The organism is Clostridiales bacterium (assembly GCA_012512255.1).
Classification (GTDB): Bacteria; Bacillota; Clostridia; order Christensenellales; family DUVY01; genus DUVY01.
In genome coordinates this window covers 1-4,683 of record JAAZDJ010000125.1, presented here as the reverse complement: position 1 = coordinate 4,683, position 4,683 = coordinate 1, and the positions used below count along the sequence as shown (strand labels likewise).

Here is a 4,683-nt window from a genome sequence, read left to right as displayed (position 1 = left end):
TGTCTATACTGTCCAAATCTATAAGGAATATAATTTAACTATCATAATTTTATCATAAACTTATAAAATAAACAATATTTTATTCTTTTTTGATATATATTACAACCCTTTAATTTATATATGCATATTTTGGCGTATTTCAAAAAGTTAAGGAAAAATATAAGCCCTAATCGCGCTATTTTTAAAAAAGCTAATTTAAGTTCAAAATACAAAATATTAAAAAAATCTTTTATGTCGCACAAAATGGTTATCTAAACATTATCCGTTGTATTTTATGTTAACGACATCAAAGAGGGCACTTTGTTATCACTGAGTTATCCAGACATTATCCGTTGCATTTTATAAAAGACTTTGAAACTACCACTGTATTTTATAAATACTTTAATAATTACCCCAATTCAAAAGTAATAAAATCAAATCGACCTTTTCCTTTGAATCTAAAATATAATGATTTTTTGCCTTGGGGTTTTTCTTCAAATAAACCCTCAAATCTTTGGCTCTCCACTTTTTCAAAAACTTCGTTTTCCAAATAATGTTCTAATGATTGATTCTCTTTTTTTCTTAGCAAAAACATCGCTAAAATCGCCATTCCCCATGCGCCGCCTTCTCCCGCTGTTTTCATAACCGAAACCGGAACATTGATTGCCGCGCTTAAATATCTTTGCGCTATTTGCTCGGTTTAAACAGGCCGCCATGCGCGTAGATTTTATCGATTTTAACTTGCTCATTATCAATCAATAAGTCAAGACCAATTTTCAAAGTCGCAAACGCGGCGTAAAGTTGCGAGCGCATAAAATTAGCCAATGTGAAATTGCTCTCTGGCGTTCTGACTATCAACGGCCTGCCTTTTTTTATCCCCGTAATATTTTCGCTAGAAACATAATTATTTACAAGCATGCCACCGCAATCCTTATCGCCTTCCAAGGATTTTAAGAACATCTTTTCATAGAGCAATTCCTTATCTTTGATTTGGGCAACTTCCCCAAACAACTCCTTCCATGCGTTTATTTCGGAGGAACAATTGTTACAATGCGCCATTGCCGATAGTTCTCCCGACGGGGTTGTCACGAGGTCAATTTCGGGATATATTTTGAAAAGCTCCTTTTCTAAAATTATCATGCCGAATATGGAAGTGCCTGCAGAAATGTTTCTGTGCGGGGCTTTATGCTGTTGGTTGATACCATACCCGTGCCGGCTTCCCGCTCATAAAGATTCCATATTGAATGCACATAGTAAAGATGCTGCACAATATATCATATGCCGCAAAAATCAAATAAAGCGGCAGCATATAAGGTTGGCGCCGTATTCGTTATAAAGCGCTTGGAAAAAAGTAGTAAAAAGCAATAACGCAATGCTTAATAATATAATCAATATATTACCGTTCAAAACTTATGGTAATTAGGTTTATTTTACTATCTTATTTTTCTAATCAATCAATGGCTGGCCATTTATTTGGGCAAACTTTTTTATATCTAAAATAAAAATGAAAGATGGGAATGTTGTCCTGCTAAAAGCGTCATTTAACGATTTAATCTTGACATCATCCCCACCCTTCAATAAGGAAGCAAAATATTTTTTATATATGGTTTTTTGGGTAACATGGAGCGCTAATAAGCTTTTTTTATCCTAAACAAAGCTTTACGCTTCTGTGGGTTTGGTTTCCTTTTTTTGTTTGAAGATAAGCTTAAATATAGGAAAGAACACCCAAAACGATATCGCGCAGTTTATTATCATGGTGATTATGTCGGCAAGCAAATTGCCAAAATTGCCCATGTTCCATGTATTGATAAATAAGTTATAAATAGGCGCTTTATAAAAACCTTGCGCGACCGCGGCAATCAAAGTTATGGCTATGTAAGCTATAACATACCACATCGCCGACCACCAAATATTATTATTAGCTTTGAATGTAATATTCCTTTGCGCAAAGAAGTTAATGACTTGCGCTATTGCCAAAGTCAGTTGCACCGCCAAGAAATACGCCAATCCGCCGCCCCCGCCTGACATGATTGTTCCTTTTGCGTAGTTAAACACATAATAGTCCGAGCCGTCAAAATTTTTGCCTACCTGCCAAATTCTAAAATCTATATTGACCAAATCGGTTAATTCAAATAACGCTTTGAAGATAGGCATCATGGCTAGCTGCAATATAGTCACGCCGTTGCTTAATATGAAAAACACCAAAAATTGGGCAATGTTTGGATGCTTTGTTTTAAATTTTGTCCATACATTAGCGCACCATCTAAAAAACTTCCAATTTCCGATTTTTATAAAAAACTTTTTGACTTTGCCCGGCTCTTTTTCTTGCGTTTGAGAGGCGGTCTCAAGCGTTTTTTCCTGTTCTATTGCCGTATCATTTTTTGTCATATTCATTTTTATTTCTCCTTGATATTTTTTTTATTTTTTATTTTTCTTTTGTAATTTTCTTTCTTTTTTCTTTTTGCGCCCTTCTTTTAGGAACATTGACAGGCCTTTAAAGAACTTTCCGTTAAACATTACAATCATGCCCTGCAATTGTCCCCAGCTTATAAGACCGCCCGACAAACGCGATATGGCGCGAAGAGGGTTATAATATATACCCATAATAAGCACATTGGCTTGGCTTTTTTTGCCGATGGCTGTAAGAAATTTTATCGCAAAGCTAATAGCGCCCGAGAAAAGCCGTCCTGTCCAGCCGCGCGCGTATTTTAGTTGCGAAACGGTAGTGTAGATGTCAACCTGAATCCTGTTCTTTTTATAAAATTTGTAATGAGGCTCGGGCAGTTTGCGTCCCAAAAGCTGTTCAAATTCGGACTCGCTTACATCTTTTACATCGCACGCGAAATATGAAGATAGCTTTGCCTTGTCGTATATTCCATCGGCGGAGACGCCTTCAACGCTTAAAACGCCTTGAAGTCTTATGTCCTTTGAGGAAGCGCCGATATAGATTGCGTAATCGCCCTCTTCTATTTCCCATTGTTTTTTGGCTATGTTGTAAAACCTAAATGTTTTATCATCAAAGGGGATTTCTACTGTCTTGGTTTCGCCCGCTTTTAAGAATACCTTGCAAAATCCCTTGAGTTCTTTTTTGGGGCGGAATATTTTGCTGTTTTCAAGCCCTACATACAATTGCGCGACTTCGGCGCCGTCATATTTGCCTGTGTTGCTGATTTTGAATTTGACGCCGTTATCGCCAATTTTCAAATCCGAATACTCAAAAGTCGTATAGCTTAATCCATATCCAAAAGGATATTTGACTTCCACGCCCGCCGTATCATAATATCTATAGCCGACATAAATACTTTCTTTGTATTCCGCCGTCATTTCCTTGCCGGGGAAATACTTAGCTGAGGCGCAATCTTCATATTTATACGGGTAGCTTTCCGAGAGTTTGCCCGAAGGATTAACCTTGCCGACCAAAACATTAAGAACGGCGCGAGCGCCCGCCTGCCCGCCCAAATATGAATGTAGCACGGCATCGGCTTGGTCCGTAAAGTCCATTTCAATAGCCGAGCCGCAAGACAAAATTATTACTATCTTTTTGCCTAACTCGTTAAGGGAGTTTAATAATTCTATCTGGTTTTGGGGCAAGCGCATATCAGCTCTGTCCATACCTTCTGTTTCGGTAACTTCGTCTAAGCCCAAATATAACAAAATGGTATCGGCTTTTTGCGCCAGCCGCATAGCTTTTTTGATTAATCTTTTGCTTTTTTTGCCGTATCTATTGAATCCTTTTTCAAATCCTATAAAATCCAAATCATAATTATTGATATTTTCAAGCGTGTTTTCTAGCTTAGTGGGATTAACTATAGACGAGCCTGCGCCTTGATAGCGGGGATTTTGAGCAAAATCGCCTATTATGGCAATTTTTTCTTTGCTCTTTAAGGGCAAAGCGTTATTGTCGTTTTTCAGCAAAACAATCGCCTCTTCGCACGCGCGGCGCGCCATCTCGTGATGCGCTTGTTCGTCTAGCTCCAAATCAGCTATTTTGGATAAAGCTTGGTTAGTTTGGTTTATTAAAGTCAATAACCTATCAACCGCTTCGTCCAATATTTTTTCGTCTAACTTGCCTTCTTGGATTGCGGCTATGATTTCTTTGTCGGTTTCGCCCGCTGTAGTGGGCATTTCCAAATCATTGCCTGCTATGAGACCTTTTACTCGATCGTCGGCGCCGCCCCAATCGGTAACGACAATGCCGTCAAAGCCCCATTCTTCGCGCAATATTTGGCGCAATAGCTCTATATGCTCATTTGTATAAGTTCCGTTGAGCTTGTTATATGAGCTCATTACCGTCTTAACTTTGCCTTCTTTGACGGCCATTTCAAAAGGCTGCAAATATATTTCTCTTAAAGCCCGTTCGTCCACAATGGAATCTGTTACCATTCTGCAATATTCTTGGTTATTGGCCGCAAAATGCTTAACGCACGCCGAGACGCCGTTGGATTGTATTCCTCTTACATACGCCGCGGCCATTTTGCCCGCTAAGTAGGGGTCTTCGCTAAAATACTCAAAATTACGGCCGCATAAAGGATTGCGCTTGATATTAATGCCCGGCCCTAACAAAATATTAACCCGCTGCCATACGGCTTCTTTGCCCAAATGCTGAGCCATTTGTTCGCAAAACTCAACATTCCAGCTGTTTGCCATTGTCGCTGAAGTAGGAAAACATGTGGCTTTTAGGCTTGGGTTAAGCCCCAAATGGTC

2 protein-coding genes and 1 pseudogene are annotated in these 4,683 nt (G+C 38.9%); all 3 read right to left on the bottom strand.

What is annotated here, in order from left to right:
* Positions 1-388: 388 nt before the first annotated feature.
* A pseudogene (locus GX756_06385) lies at positions 389-1,184 on the bottom strand (hypothetical protein).
* A gap of 454 nt (positions 1,185-1,638) precedes the next feature.
* Positions 1,639-2,265: a hypothetical protein gene (locus GX756_06380; GenBank protein NLC17484.1), complete on the bottom strand. Its 627-nt coding sequence runs from the start codon at positions 2,263-2,265 to the stop codon at positions 1,639-1,641.
* Between the two features lie 132 nt (positions 2,266-2,397).
* On the bottom strand, positions 2,398-4,683 hold a 2,286-nt coding region (locus GX756_06375), incomplete at its 5' end, for a glycosyl hydrolase (protein NLC17483.1).